This is a genomic window from Kribbella lupini, assembly GCF_039529595.1.
Taxonomy (GTDB): domain Bacteria; phylum Actinomycetota; class Actinomycetes; order Propionibacteriales; family Kribbellaceae; genus Kribbella; species Kribbella lupini.
Window position 1 is genome coordinate 158,058 of the sequence record NZ_BAAANC010000003.1, and the last position, 17,191, is coordinate 175,248.

General features: G+C 68.9%; 18 protein-coding genes. 3 read left to right on the forward strand and 15 right to left on the reverse strand.

Annotated features, from left to right (window positions below):
- Positions 1-2 precede the first annotated feature (2 nt).
- The 8 genes from ABD235_RS26885 to ABD235_RS26920 all read right to left on the reverse strand — a co-directional run bounded on the left by ABD235_RS26885 (position 3) and on the right by ABD235_RS26920 (position 6,021).
- Positions 3-914, reverse strand: coding sequence for a F0F1 ATP synthase subunit gamma (locus ABD235_RS26885; protein ID WP_344179063.1), 912 nt, complete (start codon positions 912-914; stop codon positions 3-5).
- Positions 915-921: 7 nt separating this feature from the next.
- Positions 922-2,559: a F0F1 ATP synthase subunit alpha gene (atpA, locus tag ABD235_RS26890; protein WP_344179066.1), complete on the reverse strand. Its 1,638-nt coding sequence runs from the start codon at positions 2,557-2,559 to the stop codon at positions 922-924.
- An 86-nt stretch (positions 2,560-2,645) separates the two neighbouring features.
- A complete protein-coding gene (locus ABD235_RS26895) occupies positions 2,646-3,443 on the reverse strand; it encodes a F0F1 ATP synthase subunit delta (RefSeq protein WP_344179069.1) in 798 nt (265 codons plus the stop codon).
- A complete protein-coding gene (locus tag ABD235_RS26900) occupies positions 3,443-4,018 on the reverse strand; it encodes a F0F1 ATP synthase subunit B (protein ID WP_344179071.1) in 576 nt (191 codons plus the stop codon). Before ABD235_RS26900 ends, ABD235_RS26895 begins: the two co-directional genes overlap by 1 nt.
- Before the next feature lie 33 nt (positions 4,019-4,051).
- A complete protein-coding gene (gene atpE, locus ABD235_RS26905) occupies positions 4,052-4,276 on the reverse strand; it encodes an ATP synthase F0 subunit C (RefSeq protein WP_344179072.1) in 225 nt (74 codons plus the stop codon).
- Positions 4,277-4,349: 73 nt separating this feature from the next.
- Complete coding sequence (atpB, locus tag ABD235_RS26910) at positions 4,350-5,132, reverse strand: F0F1 ATP synthase subunit A (protein ID WP_344179074.1); 783 nt, start codon at positions 5,130-5,132, stop codon at positions 4,350-4,352.
- Between the two features lie 97 nt (positions 5,133-5,229).
- Positions 5,230-5,442: an AtpZ/AtpI family protein gene (locus tag ABD235_RS26915; RefSeq protein WP_344179077.1), complete on the reverse strand. Its 213-nt coding sequence runs from the start codon at positions 5,440-5,442 to the stop codon at positions 5,230-5,232.
- Between the two features lie 114 nt (positions 5,443-5,556).
- The gene (locus ABD235_RS26920) at positions 5,557-6,021 is read right to left on the reverse strand and encodes a Cg1360 family ATP-synthase-associated protein (protein WP_344179079.1); all 465 of its coding nucleotides are present in this window, start codon (positions 6,019-6,021) and stop codon (positions 5,557-5,559) included.
- Between the two features lie 324 nt (positions 6,022-6,345).
- Between ABD235_RS26920 and ABD235_RS26925 the strand changes: the two genes are divergently transcribed.
- Entirely contained in the window at positions 6,346-6,684 is a 339-nt protein-coding gene (locus ABD235_RS26925; RefSeq protein ID WP_344179082.1) for a hypothetical protein, read from the forward strand.
- A 49-nt stretch (positions 6,685-6,733) separates the two neighbouring features.
- Here the strand turns inward: ABD235_RS26925 and ABD235_RS26930 are convergent, their stop codons facing one another.
- Both ABD235_RS26930 and ABD235_RS26935 read right to left on the reverse strand, forming a co-directional pair.
- Positions 6,734-7,852: a glycosyltransferase family 4 protein gene (locus tag ABD235_RS26930; protein ID WP_344179083.1), complete on the reverse strand. Its 1,119-nt coding sequence runs from the start codon at positions 7,850-7,852 to the stop codon at positions 6,734-6,736.
- The gene (locus ABD235_RS26935) at positions 7,852-8,685 is read right to left on the reverse strand and encodes an L-threonylcarbamoyladenylate synthase (protein WP_344179085.1); all 834 of its coding nucleotides are present in this window, start codon (positions 8,683-8,685) and stop codon (positions 7,852-7,854) included. Before ABD235_RS26935 ends, ABD235_RS26930 begins: the two co-directional genes overlap by 1 nt.
- Before the next feature lie 162 nt (positions 8,686-8,847).
- Here ABD235_RS26935 and ABD235_RS26940 point away from each other — a divergent pair, with 162 nt between their 5' ends.
- Positions 8,848-9,858: an adenosine deaminase gene (locus ABD235_RS26940; RefSeq protein ID WP_344179087.1), complete on the forward strand. Its 1,011-nt coding sequence runs from the start codon at positions 8,848-8,850 to the stop codon at positions 9,856-9,858.
- On the opposite strand, the gene ABD235_RS26945 is transcribed toward ABD235_RS26940, so the two are convergent.
- Positions 9,855-11,147 (reverse strand): RICIN domain-containing protein, encoded by a 1,293-nt coding sequence (locus ABD235_RS26945; protein WP_344179089.1) that lies wholly within the window; start codon positions 11,145-11,147, stop codon positions 9,855-9,857. The two genes, ABD235_RS26940 and ABD235_RS26945, sit on opposite strands and share 4 nt — an antisense overlap.
- A 108-nt stretch (positions 11,148-11,255) precedes the next feature.
- On the opposite strand from ABD235_RS26945, the gene ABD235_RS26950 reads away from it, so the two are divergent.
- Complete coding sequence (locus ABD235_RS26950; protein ID WP_344179091.1) at positions 11,256-12,206, forward strand: hypothetical protein; 951 nt, start codon at positions 11,256-11,258, stop codon at positions 12,204-12,206.
- Positions 12,207-12,209: 3 nt separating this feature from the next.
- Here the strand turns inward: ABD235_RS26950 and prmC are convergent, their stop codons facing one another.
- From prmC to rho, 4 genes are all read right to left on the reverse strand, one after another.
- The gene (prmC, locus tag ABD235_RS26955) at positions 12,210-13,043 is read right to left on the reverse strand and encodes a peptide chain release factor N(5)-glutamine methyltransferase (protein WP_344179093.1); all 834 of its coding nucleotides are present in this window, start codon (positions 13,041-13,043) and stop codon (positions 12,210-12,212) included.
- Positions 13,040-14,119: a peptide chain release factor 1 gene (prfA, locus tag ABD235_RS26960; protein ID WP_344179095.1), complete on the reverse strand. Its 1,080-nt coding sequence runs from the start codon at positions 14,117-14,119 to the stop codon at positions 13,040-13,042. The genes prmC and prfA overlap by 4 nt, the downstream gene beginning before the upstream one ends.
- Positions 14,120-14,216: 97 nt before the next feature.
- Positions 14,217-14,423, reverse strand: a complete 207-nt coding sequence (gene rpmE / locus ABD235_RS26965; protein WP_184796359.1) for a 50S ribosomal protein L31 — start codon at positions 14,421-14,423, stop codon at positions 14,217-14,219.
- A gap of 135 nt (positions 14,424-14,558) precedes the next feature.
- The gene (gene rho, locus ABD235_RS26970) at positions 14,559-16,868 is read right to left on the reverse strand and encodes a transcription termination factor Rho (RefSeq protein ID WP_344179097.1); all 2,310 of its coding nucleotides are present in this window, start codon (positions 16,866-16,868) and stop codon (positions 14,559-14,561) included.
- Positions 16,869-17,191: the final 323 nt, after the last annotated feature.

Here is a 17,191-nt window from a genome sequence, read left to right on the forward strand (position 1 = left end):
TCTCACTCGCTCCCGGCTGATGCATCGGCCAGCGCGCCCGCGCCACCGACGATCTCGCTGATTTCTTGGGTAATTTGGGCTTGACGCGCCTGGTTGGCCTCACGCGTCAGACGCTCGATCAGGTCCTGCGCGTTGTCGGTCGCGGACTTCATCGCCCGCTGCCGGTTGGCCAGCTCGGAGGCGGCCGCCTGCAGCATGCAGTAGTGGATCCGGCTGGCGACGTACTTGGGCAGCAACCCGTCCAGGACGTCCTCGGCGGACGGCTCGAACTCGTACAGCGGCAGTACGTCGTCCTCGGCCGGCGCCTCCTCGCCCTCGACGACCTCCAGCGGCAGCAACCGGATCACGTCCGGCCGCTGGGTCAGCATCGACACGAACCGGGTGAAGACGATGTGGATCTCGTCCACGCCGCCCTCCTCGGTCGGGGTCAGGAAGGCCTCGATCAGCGCGTCGGCGATCTCCCGGGCCCGGGTGAACGACGGCGCGTCGGAGTCACCGCTCCACGACTGCGCGACCTCGCGCTGCCGGAAGGTGTAGTAGGCGATCCCCTTGCGGCCGCTCAGGAACGGCACGATCTCCTTGTTGTCCTCGCGCAGCATCTGGTGCAGCCGCTCCCCCTCGCGGATCACCGAGGAGGAGTACGCACCGGCCTGACCGCGGTCGGAGGTGATCAGGAGAACCGCGGCCCGCTGGGGGTTCGGCTTCTCGGTGGTCAGCGGGTGGTCGACGTTCGAGAACGTCGCCACCGCCGACACGGCACGGGTGAGCTCACGCGCGTACGGACCGGCCGCCTGGGCGCGTTGCTGCGCCTTGACGATCCGGGACGCCGCGATGAGCTCCATCGCGCGGGTGAGCTTCTTGATCGTCGAGACCGAGGCCCGACGCTCACGAAGCTGCCGCAGACTGGCTGGCATGGGTTGATCAGCCCCGCTTCTGCCGGACGATCTGCTCCTGCTCGACGTCCTCTTCGTCCATCGCCGTGGCCTCCTCGCGACCGACCAGCAGCTCGCCGCCGGTGGTCTGGAAGGTCGGCTTGAAGGCGTCCAGCGCGGACTCCACGGCCTGGGCCGAGTCGTCCTCGAACTTTCCGCTCTCCCGGACGGCGTCGAGCACCTTGGAGTCACGCCGCAGGTAGTCGAGGAACTCACGCTCGAAGCGCAGCACGTCCTCGACCGGGACGTCGTCGAACTTGCCCGTCGTACCGGCCCAGATGGAGACCGTCTGCTCCTCGACCGGGTACGGCGAGTACTGCGGCTGGCGCAGCAGCTCGACGAGCCGCTGACCGCGGTCCAGCTGACGGCGCGAGGTGGCGTCGAGGTCGGAGGCGAACATCGCGAAGGCCTCCATCGCGCGGAACTGCGCGAGGTCGAGCTTGAGCGAGCCCGAGACCTTCTTCATGCCCTTGACCTGCGCGGCGCCGCCGACCCGGGACACCGAGATACCGACGTCGATGGCGGGACGGATGTTGGCGTTGAACAGGTCCGACTGCAGGAAGATCTGGCCGTCGGTGATCGAGATGACGTTGGTCGGGATGAACGCCGAGACGTCGTTGGCCTTGGTCTCGATGATCGGCAGACCGGTCATCGAGCCCGCGCCGAGCGCGTCGCTGAGCTTCGCGCAGCGCTCCAGCAGGCGGCTGTGCAGGTAGAAGACGTCACCCGGGTACGCCTCACGGCCCGGCGGGCGACGCAGCAGCAGCGACATCGAGCGGTAGGCCTCGGCCTGCTTGCTCAGGTCGTCGAACACGATCAGGACGTGCTTGCCCTGGTACATCCAGTGCTGGCCGATCGCCGAACCGGTGTACGGCGCGACGTACTTGAAGCCGGCCGGGTCGGACGCCGGGGAGGCCACGATGGTGGTGTACTCCATCGCGCCGGCCTCTTCGAGCGCGCCGCGCACCGAGGCGATCGTCGAGCCCTTCTGGCCGATCGCGACGTAGATGCAGCGGACCTGCTTCTTCGGGTCGCCGGACTCCCAGTTGGCCTTCTGGTTGATGATCGTGTCGATCGCGATCGCGGTCTTGCCGGTCTTGCGGTCGCCGATGATCAGCTGACGCTGGCCGCGGCCGATCGGGATCATGCCGTCGATCGCCTTGATACCGGTCTGCAGCGGCTCGCGGACCTCCTGGCGGTCCATCACGCCGGCCGCCTGCAGCTCCAGGGCACGGGTGCCCTCGAGGTCCTTGATCTCGCCCAGACCGTCGATCGGACGGCCCATCGGGTCGACGACGCGACCCAGGTAGCCCTCACCGACTGCGACCGACAGGACCTGACCGGTCCGGCGGACCTGCTGGCCCTCCTCGATGCCGTCGAACTCACCGAGGACGGCGACACCGATGTTGCGGACGTCCAGGTTCAGGGCGATGCCCCGGGTGCCGTCCTCGAACTCGAGCAGCTCGTTCGTCATCGCCGAGGGCAGGCCCTCGACGTGCGCGATGCCGTCACCGGCGTCGACAACGGTGCCGACCTCTTCGCGGGTCGCCGTCTCCGGCTCGTAGCTGGAGACGAAGCGATCCAGGGCGTCCCGGATCTCCTCCGGCCTGATCGTGAGCTCCGCCATTGTGCTTCCCTGCTTCCTTGACCTTGCTGGCCTGTTGTGGCTCTAAAGGCTTTGCCGACCCTTAGCGCCTGCTAATCGTTAAGGGGTCAGCCCGCGATGCGCCGTTGCGCCTCGTCGAGGCGGGCCGCGATGGTCCCGTCGATCACTTCGTCACCGATGTCCACCCGGACGCCGCCGACGACACCGGGGTCGACGATCACGTTCAGCTGGATCTGCCGTCCGTACTGCCGGCCGAGCAGCTCGGCCAGCCGGGCACGCTCGGCCTCGGTCAGGTCGGTGGCAACGCGAACGGTCGCGATGCTGGCACTGCGCCGGGCCGCCGCGGCGACCTGGTAGGCCCGCATCGCGCCGGCGAAACCGCGTCCCCGGCCGTCCACCGCGCGCTCGACCAGCCGTACGGTGACGGCGTCGACCTTGCCCTGCAGCAGTCCGCGGATCAGTTCCTGCCGGGCCTCGAGCGGGATGGTGCGATCGCTCAGCTTGCTCGCCAGCACCCGCTCGACCGCGACCACGCGGTCCAGGCGGAACAGCTGGTCCTCGAGCTCGTCCAGCTTGCCCTGCCCGTCGGCGAAGGCGACCTCGGCCTGCACGCTCAGGTCGTCCAGAGCGTCACCGAGGTCCCGGCCGCTGACCCAGCGGCCGACCACGGCGGCGGTGACGATCTCCAGCGCCTGGTCGGAGATCTTGCCGCCGAGCAGCTGCCGGACCAGGCCGGTCCGGCTCTCGGAACCGCGGGCCGGGTCGGTCAGCGCCCGGCGCAGCGACCCGTTGGTGTCGAGCACCTTGGCGACCGAGAACAGCTCGGCGCCGAGGCCCTCGGAGACGGTGACACCCGCCAGGGCCTCTTCGGCCCGGGCGAGTGACTCCTTCGAAGCGCCGCGCATCAGCCGTCCGTTCCGACAGCCTGCCGGGCCGACTCGCTCGACTCCAGCTCTTCCAGGAAGCGCTCGACCGTACGACGCTGACGCGCCTCGTCCTCGAGCGACTCCCCGACGATCCGGCCGGCCAGCGAGGTGGCCATCGAGCCGACCTCGCTGCGAAGCGTTGCGACGGCCTGCGTGCGCTCGGCGTCGATCTGGGTCCGGGCGTGGGTCACGATCCGCTCGGCCTCGACGTTCGCCTGCTCACGCATCTCCGCGATGATCTGCGCACCCTGCTCACGCGCGTCCTCACGGATCTTCGCAGCCTCCGAGCGAGCCTCGGCCAGCTGCGCGTTGTACTTGTCGAGCGCCGCCTTCGCCTCGGCCTGGGCCTGCTTGGCCTCGTTCATCCCGCCTTCGATCGCCGCGGTCCGGTCGGCATACGCCTTCTCGAACTTGGGAACGACGATCTTGGCGAAGGCGATGGCCAGCAGGACCAGGAAAACGAAGCCGAAGATGATCTCCGCTGTGTGCGGCAGCAGCGGACTGGGGGCTTCCTCAGACGCGGCTTCCGTCAACGGGAGAAGTTTCGTCAACATCTCTGTGTCCTGTCAGTCAAGGAGAAAGTACGGTCAGCTTGCCTTGAACACGAAGGCCAGGGCGATACCGATGATCGCCAGAACCTCGGTGACACCGAAGCCGATCCACGCGATCGACTGCAGCTTGGCCTGGGCCTCCGGCTGACGCGCGGTGCCGTTGATGACGGCGGCGAAGATCAGACCGACACCGACGCCCGGGCCGATCGCGGCGAGGCCGTAACCCAGAACGGCGATGTTGCCGGCAATCTCGAGAGCCATTTCAGTGTGTTCCTTTCGGTACGGATAAGGGCTATCCGGGGTTCCGTTGCTACGGGTCTAAAGGGGGTGCGGATCAGTGCTCGTCGGCGATCGCGCTACCGATGTACTGCGCGGTCAGCACGACGAAGATGTAGGCCTGGATGCACTGGACGAACAACTCCAGTCCGGCGATCGCGATGCCCATCAGCAGGGTGAGGATGCCGACGCCGCCGAGCGCGACGCTGCCGGAGTGCAGGATCATGTACTCGCCACCGAGCACGAAGACCAGCAGCAGGATGTGGCCGGCGAACATGTTCGCGAACAGTCGCAGGCTCAGCGAGATCGGCCGGACCAGGATGTTCGAGATGAACTCGATCGGGATCATCAGCGGCATCAGCCAGCCCGGCACACCGGCCGGCATGGTCTGGAGCTTGAAGTAGCCGCCCAGGCCGTGCTTCTTGATGCCGACCGCGTTGTAGATGACCCAGCTCATCACCGCGGCCACGTAGGCCCAGCCGATGTGGCTGAAGGTCGGGAACTGGATCAGCGGGATCGACGCCGCGACGTTGTTCAGCAGGATGAAGAAGAACAGGCCGCACAGGTACGGCACGTACTTCATGTGGTCCTGGCTGCCGATCGCGTCGCGGGCGATCGAGTTCCGCACGAAGTTGTACCCGAGCTCGCCCGCGAACTGCAGCTTGCTCGGCACGATCGCGGCCTTGCGGGAGGCACCCCAGAAGAACCAGACGATCACGATCACCGACAGCGCGGCCACCAGGACCGGCTTGGTGAACCACTCGACACCGTCGAAGATCGGCGGGGTCTCGAAGCTTTGTGGACCGGGCGGGATGAACTCGGTCGAAACGCCGGCAATCACCGGGTCTCCTCTCGCGTCGTGCTCAAGTCGTTCGCCATCGGGCTAGCGGCAGGGCGGCTCAGGGCAAGGCGGTCAACAACGTCAGACCCGGCAGAGCTCAGGACCGCCCGTACCGGAAGTGCAGCATCGCAATCGTGAGTCCGGATCCGAGGACGATGCCCACCGGAAGCAGAAACTGGGTGCCGAGCCAGCGATCCAACCCGAAGCCGATGCCCCCGTACACCAGGACACCGCCGATCAGGTAGGAGATGACCCGCCAGCCGTCGCCCGAGGTGTCGGGTGTCGGCTTCGGATCGCTGTGCTGGCTCATCGGCACCCGAAAGGTACCAGTCGGCGACACGCCGGGTCACATCGGCACCAGTGCCGTGCGCCACATCCGTTGTCACGGTTGGGAAACGGCTTGCCGACGTACTACGGACGGTGCTCATGCGGGGACCTCTTCGTCGAGGTCGTAGATCGGGACGCGCAGCCGCGACCAGGCCCAGATCTCGCCGGCCATCCAGCCCATCACGACCACCAGTGCACTGAGACCGAGGGCGGTCAGATTGACCGCCTCGTCCAGGGCTTGGGAGTTCAGGGCGATCGCGAGCATGCCACCGAAGAGCGCGATCCGGCCGGTGTAGGAGGCCATCGCGATGCCGAGCTGCGCGGTCGGACTGGTCTTGCGCGACAGGTGCAGCGCGAGGAGTCCGAGGCCGGAGAAGACGACCACCATCAGCAGTCCGAGCAACGCGCCCCACAGGCCCTCGAGGCCGGCTGCAACGGTCGCCACGGCGGCGGCGTTCACGCCGACGACCACGGCGGCAACCAACGCGCCGCGCAGCATCGCCAGCGCCGGGTGCCGAGTGGCCTGGCCGGCGGGTTCGTCGCTGCTTCGATGGGGAGCCATCTGGTGGTTCCGTCCTGCTGGCGACCGGGATTCTTGCCCTCGGTCGTCGGGTGGGCGGGGTCAGGGGTGACGCTTGCTTTCGGTGGTGCTTGTGAAAACTAGCACAAAGTCTGCACCGTCAGCAAAACGAGGTCCCTGCCGCTGTACGCCCACACCCTATCGGTAGGCCACACCGCCCACTGGTCTGGTCTCCCAGATCGACAGAGAAGTCCTGCAAGTTGCTGCAAATCAAAACTTGTATGGGCAGTTGCATGGATTGTCGCTGTTGTGACCTTCCGTGACAGCGTAGGAACGGAGGATCACTGGACCGAATAAAGGAAACTCATGATGATCCTGCGTCGCACCGCTCTCTCACTGACCGCCTGCGCACTGCTGTCGGCGGGCTTCACTGCTACCGCTGAGGCGGCCACCGACGCCACCGAAGGCGCCGTGCAGGTCACCAAGCTGAACGCTTGTGTAAACCTGATTTCCTGGCGTAACAGCAGCAGCACTCGCTACGTCACCGCGAAGAACACCTGCATCAGCACGCAGTGTTACAGGGTCGAACAGAAGTACATCGGTGACCCGCTGGTCTCTATTCCCGGCAACAGGACCCAGGAAGACGCCTACTCGTCAACCTTCTTCGGGCAGGGTATTCGGATCTACGGAGTCTCCTGCGACTGACATCCTCTACCGGAGGCTGCCGTTCAGTGGAGAGGGAGCCTCCGGTCCGTCAGACCTTCGCGAGCTTGCGGCCGGAGCGTCCGGGCAGACCGGTGGTCAGGACGATCGCGGTGACCGTCGCGGCGAGCACGATGAGGACCGTCCACCAGTCCAGCAGCAGGCCCAGGACGACCACGCCGAAGGCGATCAGGGCCGTCCAGAGGTACATCAGGAGGACCGCCCGGCGGTGCGAGTGGCCGCGCTGCATGAGGCGGTGGTGGAGGTGCAGCTTGTCGGCGGCGAACGGCGAGCGGCCTGCTTTCGTACGGCGTACGTAGGCCATCGTCAGGTCGAGCGCGGGGATCGCGAGCACCGCGATCGGCAGCACCAGCGGGAGCAGCGCGGGCAGCAGGCTCGAGCCGCCGACCTCGTACGGGACGGCGTTCGGGTCCATCTGGCCGGTCAGGCTGATCGTCGACGCGGCCAGCATCAGGCCGATCAGCAGCGAGCCGGAGTCGCCCATGAAGACCCGCGCTGGAAAGAAGTTGTGGGGCAGGAAGCCGAGACAGGCGCCGGCCAGCGCGACCGTGATCAGGGTCGAGGTGGTGGCGCGGTCGAGGTTCTGCTCGACGTTCAGCAGGTACGAGTAGGTGAAGAACGCGATCGCGCCGATCGTGGTGACGCCGGCGGCCAGGCCGTCGAGGCCGTCGACGAAGTTCACCGCGTTGCAGGAGACCAGCAGGATGCCGGCGGTGACGACGGCGAGCTGGGCCGGCGGCGGCGAGAGGATGCCGCCGGGCAGCGGGAGCCAGTACAGCTGGATGCCCTGGACGATCATCACGCCGACCGCGAGCACCATGCCGGCCAGCTTGGTGATCGGGTCGAGCTCGTACAGGTCGTCGATCACGCCGACCGCGCAGATCACCACGCCGCCGATCAGGATCGCCCGGGCGTCGTGCGCGACCTGCAGGCTGTCGCCGAGGAACGGCATGCTGGAGGCGACCAGGTACCCGGCGATCAGGCCGCCGAGGATCGAGACGCCGCCGAAGTACGGGATCGGGACCTTGTGCACGTCCCGCGCGCGAACCTTCGCGACCGCGCCGTAGCGCAGCGCGATCCTGCGGGCCAGTCCGGTCAGCAGGAAGGTCGTGGCCATCGCCACGAAGAAGACGAGCAGGTACGCGCGCACTAGTCCGCAGGCCTCACATCAGGTGCCTTCGAGTCGGCCGGCTTGCCCGGCTCCTCTGTGGACGCCGCCGGGACCTGATCGGTTGGCTCGACCGCCGGCGCGTCCTCCGCAAGCTTGTCCTGGACGTCTTCCGCAGGCTTGTCCTGGACGTCCTCGGCAGGCTTGTCCTCGGCGTCCGCGGCCTTCGGCTCCAGGTCCGTGGTCGCCTCCGGGACGACCTTGCGGATGTCCTCCATCGACAGCGCGCCGATCCGTACGACGTGCGGGACGTCGCCGGTCAGGTCGACGATCGTCGACGGCAGGCCGCCGGTCACCTCGCCGCCGTCCAGGTAGACCGCGACCGACTCGGCCAGCTGCGCCTCGGCGTCGTACACGTCGAGCGCCGCCGGCCGGCCGCTGAGGTTGGCGGAGCTGACCGCGAGCGGTCCCGTCCGGGACAGCAGCTCACGCGTGTTCTCGTGGTCGGGGACCCGCAGCGCGACCGTGCCCTGGGTGTCGCCGAGGTCCCACATCAACGAACCCTGCGCGTGGCAGATCACGGTCAGCGGCCCGGGCCAGAACTCCTGGCACAGCTTCCGGCCGTCCTCCGGTACGTCGGTCGCGAGGGCGTCCAGCGACTCGACCACCGAGATCAGCACCGGCGGCGGCATGTCGCGGCCGCGGCCCTTGGCGTCCAGCAGCCGCTGCACCGCGTCGGCCTTGAAGGCGTCGGCGGCCAGCCCGTACACGGTGTCGGTCGGCAGGACGACCAGGTCACCGGCCTCGATCGCGTCCACGGCGGCGCGGTAGGCCGGCGCCAGTTCGTCTCCGGTGAAGTCAAAGCGCTCGCTCACGCAGTGAATCGTGCCACTCCCCCGGTCACGCACTCCAGTTGGGGCAGTCCCGGCCAGAGCTGACACCCGATTGTCAGGGATCACCAGCGTCTTGAGCGTGCTTCTGACAATCGATTGTCAGCAACGCGACGTCACCCACCCGCTTTGCTGTAAAAATCCTGCATGACTCTGTCCCGGGACTTCCTCACCGGCCTGCCGAAGGCCGAACTGCACGTCCACCACGTCGGGTCCGCGTCGCCGCGGATCGTCGCCGAGCTGGCCGCCCGGCACCCCGGCTCGCCGGTGCCGGCCGACCCGGCCGCGCTGGCGGAGTACTTCTCCTTCACCGACTTCGCGAAGTTCATCGAGGTCTACCTGACCGTCGTCGACCTGATCACCACCCCGGACGACGTCCGGCTGCTCACCTACGAGATCGCCCGCGAGATGGCGGCGCAGAACATCCGCTACTCCGAGCTCACCGTCACGCCGTACACGTCGGTGGTCCGTGGGATCGCCGCCGAGGCGTTCTGCGAGGCGATCGAGGACGCCCGGACCGCGGCCGAGAAGGAGCTCGGCGTGACGCTGCGCTGGATCTTCGACATCCCCGGCGAGGCCGGCCTGCCGGCCGCCGAGGAGACGCTGCGGATCGCCACCAAGATCCGTCCCGACGGGCTGGTCGCGTTCGGCCTGGGCGGCCCGGAGATCGGCGTCCCGCGGCCGCAGTTCGCGCCGTACTTCGAGCAGGCGCTGGCCGCCGGTCTGCACAGCGTCCCGCACGCCGGTGAGACCACCGGTCCGGAGACGATCTGGGACGCGCTGCGCTCCCTGAAGGCCGAGCGGATCGGGCACGGCACGTCGGCGATGCAGGACCCGGAGCTGGTTGCGTACCTGGCCGAGCACCGGATCCCGCTCGAGGTGAGCCCGACCTCGAACCTGGCCACCCAGGCGGTCGCCTCGTACGCCGAGCACCCGCTGCCGGCGATGGTCGAGGCCGGCCTGGTCGTCACGATCAACTCCGACGACCCGCCGATGTTCGGCACCGATCTCGTCACCGAGTACGGCGTCGCCACCGACCTGCTGAAGCTCGACGAGGCCGGCGCCGCCGACCTGGCGCGTACCGCCGTCCGGGTCTCCTTCGCCGAACAGTCGGTCAAGGACCAGCTGATCGCCGAGATCGACGCGTACGTGGGCTAGTTGACCCGCCGGAGCTGCCACGTCTGACCGGCAGCTCCGGTGAAGGCCTGCTGGGTCACGCGTTCGTTGCTCCCGGCATCGGTCACGGCCAGACCGGTCAGCGTGTTGAGTACGCCGTACAGGTCTCCGCCCAAGGGATGCAAGGTCCAGCGCATGCCGTCCTGGCCCTTGCAGGTGTACTGCAGGACCTGGGTGCCCGGTGCGGTGCCGCTGAAGGCGCTGTCGGCGCACTTGCCGCTGCTGACGTTCTGCAGCTGCCAGCCGGTCGCGTACTGGAAGCGCCACTGCTGGTTGGCCTCGCCACTGAAGGGCTGACGGCTGATGTACGCCAAGTCGTCCGCGGAGGCGACGCTCAGCGCACCACCGGTCGCCGGGTTCACGAACTCGTAGACCTGACCGTGCCGTGGACCGGGCCGGGCATCCGGCACGGCGTTCTTGATCAGCCAGTCGCTGTTGGCGACGTTCCAGTGCGTCGCCAGGTAGCTGCCGGCCGGTGGGTTCGTGCTGAAGTAGTCGTCCTTGTTGCAGTCCAGCAGCCGGTCGCTGTCCTTCTCGGGGCAGACGACCGTCGTACCGGAGCCGTAGCACATCAGGTCCCACTCGTCGGTGCAGTGGCCGTTGTAGTGCGGTGCCGAGCTCTGGACCGCGCCGAAGGTGTGGCCGAGCTCGTGGGCGGCGGCGTTGAAGCCCCAGCAGTTGGCCGACGCGTCCACCCGGGCGTAGCCGGTGTTGCGGTTGTTGGCGTTGTCCAGGCCGGGCCGGTCGTCGCCGTACAGAGTGCCGAGGCCGCAGGTCTTCTTGGCGTCGGCGAAGACCAGGTACTTGCGGTTGGGGTCCTGGTAGCCGAGCTTCTGCAGCGCGGTGATCATCGTGTCCCAGGTGTCCAGACCGCCCTTCGGCAGCGCGACCTCCCGCACGCTGATCCGGCAACCGTCGCCGTCCGCCTCGGTGACGAACCGGACGTGCCGACTGGCTCCGGTCTGCGCGGCGCTGTCGTTGTACGCCGCGTCGATCTCGTGCGACCAGGCCCGGAACGACGGCACGAACAGCGCCAGCCGTGACACCTGCTGCGTCTCCCGCGCGTACATCACCTGCACCCGCTTGCCGGCCTTGCCGTCGCCCTCGCAGACGATCGGGTGCGCGGCGATGGTCGCCTCGGCGATGCCTGACTCGAGCGGCCGCGCCTCGCCTTGCAGCGTCATCCCCGGCAACGCATCAGCCGGGGCCGGCGGCGACAGCGGCACGGCACCAGCAGCCAGTACGGCGACCAGCGTGCTGAGCAGTGACATCGGCGGCTCCTCAAGGGTGATTCACGGAGAGCGACAACATCATGACAGCGCGCGAGGCGTGACACGCCGGGACCTTGCTCTGTCGGTCGTGCGTGGTTCCCTTGACCGGTGCGCAAGCTACCCGTCCTCAGCGCGACCGCAGTGTTGCTCGGCCTCCTCACCGGCTGCAGCGACGAACCTGCCGGCGCCGGTCCGACGCCGGGCAAGCCTCCGGCGACCACCCAGAGTTCCGCACCGACCACCCCGACCCCTGCCCCACCGGCTGAGGGCGACCTGCCCCGCGGTGGCCGGACGATCTTCCCGCAGCACCAGCTCGTCGGGTACGTCGGCCTGCCCGGCTCCCCCGCGCTGGGTCCGCTCGACAAGAACATCGACGCCAAGGCCGCCCAGCTCGACAAGCTCGCGACGTCGTACGCCGGTGGCCGCACGCCGCTGCCGGTGATGGAGCTGATCGTCGTGATCGCCAACGACCACCCGGGCAAGGACGGCCAGTACCGCGCCCGCCTCACCGACGAGAAGATCCAGCCGTACCTGGACACCGCGCGCAAGCACAAGATGCTGCTGCTGCTCGACGTCCAGCCCGGTCGCGCCGACAGCCTGACCGAGATCAAGCGGCTGGAGAAGTGGCTGAAGGAACCCGACGTCGGCCTGGCCTTCGACCCCGAGTGGGCGGTCGGTCCGGGTCAGGTCCCCGGTCGCGTCTTCGGCCGGACGACCGGCGCCGAGCTGACCGCGATCGCGTCGTACCTGTCGGGCCTGGTCAAGGTGAACAACCTGCCCGAGAAGGTCTTCGTCTTCCACCAGCTCTCGTCGCGCATCCTGAGCAACGAGAAGGCCTTCCAGCAGCAGCCCGGCGTCGTCACGATCAAGTCCGTGGACGGCATCGGTCACCGCGCCGACAAGGAATCCACCTGGCGCAAGCTCACACCGACGATGGCCCCCGGTGTGCACGCGGGCTTCAAGCTCTTCTACAAGGAGGACACCCGGCACGGCCCGCTGATGACGCCCGCCCAGGTGATGGCGCTGAAGCCACGGCCGGAGTTCGTCGTTTACGAGTAAGGGCTAAACCCGGCGGCCGGTTGCGAAGCGGTGGCGGCCGGCCAGGTCGAGCTGGTCGCGGACCTCGGTGAACTGGCCGGTCGCGGCGAAGACGGCCGGGGCGGACTCGCCCTGGACGTCGGCGTGCTCGCAGCCGAACCAGCCGCCGGGCTTGAGCAGGCGGGCCGCGGTGGCCGCGACGACCTTGATCTCGTCCAGGCCGTCGTCACCGGACCACAGCGCGAGCGCCGGGTCGTGGTCGCGCACCTCGGCCGTGACGGACTCCCAGGCGGTCAGCGGGATGTACGGCGGGTTGGCGATCACCGCGTCGACCTGGCCGTCGAGCTCCGGCAGGCAGCCGTCGATGTCGCCCTCGTGCAGCGTCGCGCCGGTGCCGGCCAGGTTGCGGCGAGCCCAGACGCAGGCCTCCGCGGACAGCTCGACCGCGTGCACCGTGCTGTCCGGGCGCTCGGTCGCGACGGCTCCGGCGATCGCGCCCGAACCGCTGCACAGGTCGACGACCAGCGGCGCCTCGACGTCCTTGAGGCGGTCGAGCATCCAGCCGACCAGCACCTCGGTCTCCGGGCGCGGGACGAAGACGCCCGGGCCGACGACCAGCTCGCGGTAGCGGAAGGCCGCCGTACCGGTCAGGTGCTGGAGCGGTTCGCGCTGGGCGCGACGACCCACCAGTACGTCGTACCGCTCGAGCTGGTCGTCGGTGAGGTCGACCAGGCCGAGCTGCAGCCGCGAGGTGCCCGCCACGAACGCGAGCAGCTCGGCGGCGTCGTACTCGGGCGAGGCCACACCGGCCTGGGCGAGCCGCTCGGTGGCGGCGGCGATCAGCTGGCGAGTGTTCACTGGTGGGACTCGACGGCGTCCAGCCGGGCGGCCATGTCGGCGTCGGTGAGCGCCTGGATGACCGGCGCCAGGTCGCCGCCGAGAACCTGGTCCAGATTGTGCGCCTTGTAGCCGACGCGGTGGTCGGAGAAGCGGTTCTCCGGGAAGTTGTAGGTGCGGATCCGCTCCGAGCGGTCCACCGTTCGGATCTGCAGGCGCCGCGCGTCCGAGGCCTCCTGGTCGGCCGCCTCCTGGGCCGCGGCGAGCAGCCGGGAGCGCAGGACCCGCATCGCCTGCTCGCGGTTCTGCAGCTGGGACTTCTCGTTCTGCATCGAGACCACGATGCCGGTCGGCAGGTGGGTGATCCGCACCGCCGAGTCGGTCGTGTTGACGCTCTGACCGCCCGGGCCGGACGAGCGGAACACGTCGATCCGCAGGTCGTTCTGGTCGATCTCGACGTCGACGTCCTCGGCCTCGGGCAGCACCAGGACCCCGGCCGCGCTGGTGTGGATCCGGCCCTGCGACTCGGTCACCGGCACCCGCTGGACCCGGTGCACGCCACCCTCGAACTTCAGCTTCGCGTACGGCGCCTCGCCGGGCTCGGGGGTGCCCTTGGCCTTCACCGCGACGGTGATCGACTTGTACCCGCCGAGATCGGACTCGGCCGAGTCGAGCACCTCGGTCTTCCAGTTCTGCGACTCGGCGTACTTCAGGTACATCTTCAGCAGGTCGCCGGCGAACAGCGCCGACTCGTCGCCGCCCTCGCCGGCCTTGATCTCGAGGATCGCGTCCTTGTCGTCGCTCGGGTCGCGCGGGACCAGCAGCATCCGCAGCTTCTCGGTCAGCTCGTCGCGACGGGCCTCCAGCTTGACGGCCTCCTCGGCGAACGCCGGGTCCTCGTGGGCCAGCTCCTTGGCCGCCTCGATGTCGTCGGCGGTCTGCAGCCACTCGTCGTACGCGCGCACCACCGGCGCGAGCCCGGCGTACCGCTTGCCGACCCGGCGAGCGTTGGCCTGGTCGGAGTGCAGCTCGGGGTCCGACATCTGCCGCTCCAGCTCGGCGTACTCCGCCTTGAGCGATTGCACCGCTTCGAACATCGGTCACTCCTTCCAGCAGGTCTTGTGGGTACAACACAAACCGCGCGCCGGTTCGCGGACCCCTGGAGGAGTCGCGAACCGGCGCGCGGTGGAAAAGCTATTTCTTGGCGTAGCGCTTCTCGAAGCGGGCGACCCGGCCGCCGGTGTCGAGGATCTTCTGCTTGCCGGTGTAGAACGGGTGGCACTGCGAGCAGACGTCGGCGTGGATCGAGCCCGACTCGGACGTCGAGCGCGTCTCGAAGCTCGCGCCGCAGGTGCAGGTCACCTTGGTGTCGACGTACGTCGGGTGGATGTCGCTCTTCATGGATCTCCTAGGTCTCAGGTGCCCCGGGTCGCCCGCACGGTGCTGACGTGAACCGGAACCAACAGACAAGTCTGCCAGGTACAGACCGAACCGACCAAACCGGGGTAATCGGTCTGGTCGGTTCGGGGGTTGCTGCTAGTTGCCGTCGTCCGTCGAGCGTCCGCCGCCGGTGCTCGGCGTGGTCTTGTTGACCTGGAGCAGGAACTCGATGTTCGACTTGCTCTCCTTGAGCTTGCCGATCAGCAGCTCCAGCGCCGCCTGGCCGTCCAGCGCGGACAGCACCCGGCGGAGCTTCCAGACCACCTGGGTCTCGTCCTTCGACATCAGCAGCTCCTCGCGGCGGGTGCCGGAGGCGACGACGTCGATGGCGGGGAAGATCCGGCGGTCGGCGAACTCGCGGCGCAGCCGCAGCTCCATGTTGCCGGTGCCCTTGAACTCCTCGAAGATGACCTCGTCCATCTTGGAGCCGGTCTCGATCAGGGCCGTGGCCAGGATCGTCAGCGAACCGCCGTCCTCGATGTTGCGGGCCGCGCCGAAGAACCGCTTCGGCGGGTACAGCGCCGAGGAGTCGACACCACCGGACAGGATCCGGCCGCTGGCCGGCGCCGCGATGTTGTACGCGCGGCCCAGGCGGGTGATCGAGTCGAGCAGGACGACCACGTCGTGGCCGAGCTCGACCAGGCGCTTGGCCCGCTCGATCGCCAGCTCGGCGACCGTGGTGTGGTCGTCGGCCGGACGGTCGAAGGTCGAGGCGATGACCTCACCCTTGACCGTGCGCTGCATGTCGGTGACCTCTTCGGGCCGCTCGTCGACGAGCACGACCATCAGGTGCACTTCGGGGTTGTTCGTGGTGATCGCGTTGGCCAGCGCCTGCAGGACCATCGTCTTGCCGGCCTTCGGCGGCGACACGATCAGACCACGCTGGCCCTTGCCGATCGGGCTGACGATGTCGACGATCCGGGTGGTGAGGATGCCCGGTTCGGTCTCCAGGCGCAGCCGCTCGGTCGCGTACAGCGGGGTGAGCTTGTTGAAGTCCTGGCGCTGCTTGGCGATCTCCGGGTCCGACCCGTTCACGGTGTCGATCCGGACCAGCGGGTTGAACTTCTCCTTGCGCTCACCGTCGGACGGCTGCTTCACCGCACCGGTGATCGCGTCGCCCTTGCGCAGGCCGTAGCGCTTGACCATCGACAGCGCGACGTACACGTCGTTCGGGCCGGGCAGGTAGCCGCTGGTCCGGACGAACGCGTAGTTGTCGAGCACGTCGAGGATGCCGGCGGCGGGGACCAGGACGTCGTCCTCGCTGATCGTCGGTTCCGGGTCGAAGCGCTCGCCGCGACCGCGGTTGCGGGTGTTGTCGCGCCCACCGGCGTCGCGGCCGTCGCGGTTGCGGTCCCGGTCGCGGCCCCGGCGGCGACGACGGCGGCCGTCGCCGTCCTGGTCGTCGGCGCCGCGGTCGTTGCGGCTGTCGTTGCGCGAGTCGGTCCGGCCGTCGTTGCGGCTGTCCGTCCGACCGTCGGTGCGGGAGTCGCCCCGGCCGTCGGTGCGGGAGTCGTTGCGGCCGTCGGTCCGGGAGTCCCCGCGACCGTCGTTACGGGTGTCCCCGCGGCCGTCGGTGCGACCGTCCGTACGACCGTCGGTGCGGGAGTCGCCCCGGCCGTCGGTGCGACCGTCGGTGCGGTTGTCCGCCCGGCCGTCGGTGCGGGCGTCACCCCGGCCCTCGGTGCGGCCGTCCGTACGACCCTCGGCGCGGTTGCGCTCGCGGCCACCGTCACGGGCCTGCTGGCCGTCGCGGTTGCCGTCGCGGTTCTGGTTCTCACGCGTGCGGGTGCGCTCGCGGCCACCGTCGCGGGTGCGGTCCTCGGACCGACCCTCGCGCTCGTCGGTACCGGCCGGCGCGGTCGTGGCGCCGTTCTGCGCGGCGCGGTCGGTGACCTGCGGCGCGCTCTCGGTGACCGGAGCCTGGACGACGCTCGCGCCGTTCTGGGCGTCGGAGCCCTTGAGGTCGGCGCCCTTGGCGTCGGCGGTCCTGGCCTCGGCGGTCACGCTCGGGGCGGCGGCCCCGTTCTGCTCGGCGGCCGTCTCGGCCGCGGCGGCGCGGGCCCGGCGACTGCCGCCCTCGCGCACCGGAGCCTCGGCCGGCGCGCTCTTGGCGCGCGTCACCGTCGGCGCGGAAACAACCTCAGGGACCGCTTCGTCCAGGGTCGGCTGGCTCGACCGGGCGCGGGTGGCGCCACCAGTCGAACTACCGCCCTGAGCGGCCTTGATCGCCTCGATCAGCTGGCCCTTGCGCAGCGCGCCGGTGCCCTTGATGCCGAGCGTCCCGGCGAGCTGCTTGAGCTCGGGGAGCAGCATGCCTTCGAGGCCGCCTCCGGTCTTGCGGCGCCGCGTGCTCGCGCTCGCTTCGGGCGCGGTAGCGCCGTTGGAGGCTTCAACAGTTTCTGTCACGTGAGGTCCTTCCCACACGGATGAACGATGTCCTGACCGGCTCATCGCCCGGAATCAGCTCCCACGGCCGGCGGACGGCATCGTGGGTACAAGAGGTTCTCGCTGGATCCGGTCCCCCGAAAGTCTCCGGCGCAGGCGGCGCAGGTCATCTACTGGGAGATCGCCACGGACACCTGGGTGCCGGGAACACAGCCCGGAAGCGGCGAGAGTCACCGATCACCTGGAGGGGATCGGGTGAGTCGAGACTAGCACCACAGAGGGTCCTTCTGCTGACTCGTGGGGTACAACGCGTGTCCGGTCCTGATCATTCCGCCCAGGGCGAA

Bases quoted from the DNA above. Each gene is read 5' to 3' on its own strand.
- ABD235_RS26895 (WP_344179069.1), bottom strand. From the start codon at position 3,443: ATGCGCGGCGCTTCGAAGGAGTCACTCGCCCGGGCCGAAGAGGCCCTG.
- ABD235_RS26885 (WP_344179063.1), bottom strand. From the start codon at position 914: ATGCCAGCCAGTCTGCGGCAGCTTCGTGAGCGTCGGGCCTCGGTCTCG.
- atpA (WP_344179066.1), bottom strand. From the start codon at position 2,559: ATGGCGGAGCTCACGATCAGGCCGGAGGAGATCCGGGACGCCCTGGAT.
- ABD235_RS26915 (WP_344179077.1), bottom strand. From the start codon at position 5,442: ATGAGCCAGCACAGCGATCCGAAGCCGACACCCGACACCTCGGGCGAC.
- ABD235_RS26945 (WP_344179089.1), bottom strand. From the start codon at position 11,147: ATGTCACTGCTCAGCACGCTGGTCGCCGTACTGGCTGCTGGTGCCGTG.
- ABD235_RS26900 (WP_344179071.1), bottom strand. From the start codon at position 4,018: ATGTTGACGAAACTTCTCCCGTTGACGGAAGCCGCGTCTGAGGAAGCC.
- ABD235_RS26920 (WP_344179079.1), bottom strand. From the start codon at position 6,021: ATGGCTCCCCATCGAAGCAGCGACGAACCCGCCGGCCAGGCCACTCGG.
- ABD235_RS26925 (WP_344179082.1), top strand. From the start codon at position 6,346: ATGATGATCCTGCGTCGCACCGCTCTCTCACTGACCGCCTGCGCACTG.
- ABD235_RS26940 (WP_344179087.1), top strand. From the start codon at position 8,848: ATGACTCTGTCCCGGGACTTCCTCACCGGCCTGCCGAAGGCCGAACTG.
- rpmE (WP_184796359.1), bottom strand. From the start codon at position 14,423: ATGAAGAGCGACATCCACCCGACGTACGTCGACACCAAGGTGACCTGC.
- prfA (WP_344179095.1), bottom strand. From the start codon at position 14,119: ATGTTCGAAGCGGTGCAATCGCTCAAGGCGGAGTACGCCGAGCTGGAG.
- atpE (WP_344179072.1), bottom strand. From the start codon at position 4,276: ATGGCTCTCGAGATTGCCGGCAACATCGCCGTTCTGGGTTACGGCCTC.